At 44.9% G+C, this 247-nt stretch carries 1 protein-coding gene; it reads left to right on the forward strand.

Going from position 1 to position 247, the window contains the following annotated elements; genetic code table 11:
- Positions 1–247: reverse transcriptase family protein (locus L9G74_RS24555; protein ID WP_238898912.1), on the forward strand; the 247-nt coding region annotated here is incomplete at both ends.

The raw sequence follows: 247 nt of genomic DNA on the forward strand, positions 1-247 counted from the left end.
TGCGAACTTTTCCAAATGTGAGTTTTGGCTTGATGAAGTTCTTTACCTTGGCCACATCATCTCCGCCAAAGGCATTGATGTTAATCCGGAGAAGGTTTCTGCAATTGTCAATTGGGAGCCTCCTCAGAATGTCAAGCAGCTCCGCAGTTTCCTTGGGCTTGCAAGCTACTGCCGAAGATTCCTTGAGAATTTCTTAAAGATTGCAAAGCCTCTTTCCAACCTCCTCCAGAAGCATTTCAAGTATGTC

It is taken from the genome of Shewanella electrica, from assembly GCF_022321485.1.
Lineage (GTDB): Bacteria > Pseudomonadota > Gammaproteobacteria > Enterobacterales > Shewanellaceae > Shewanella > Shewanella electrica.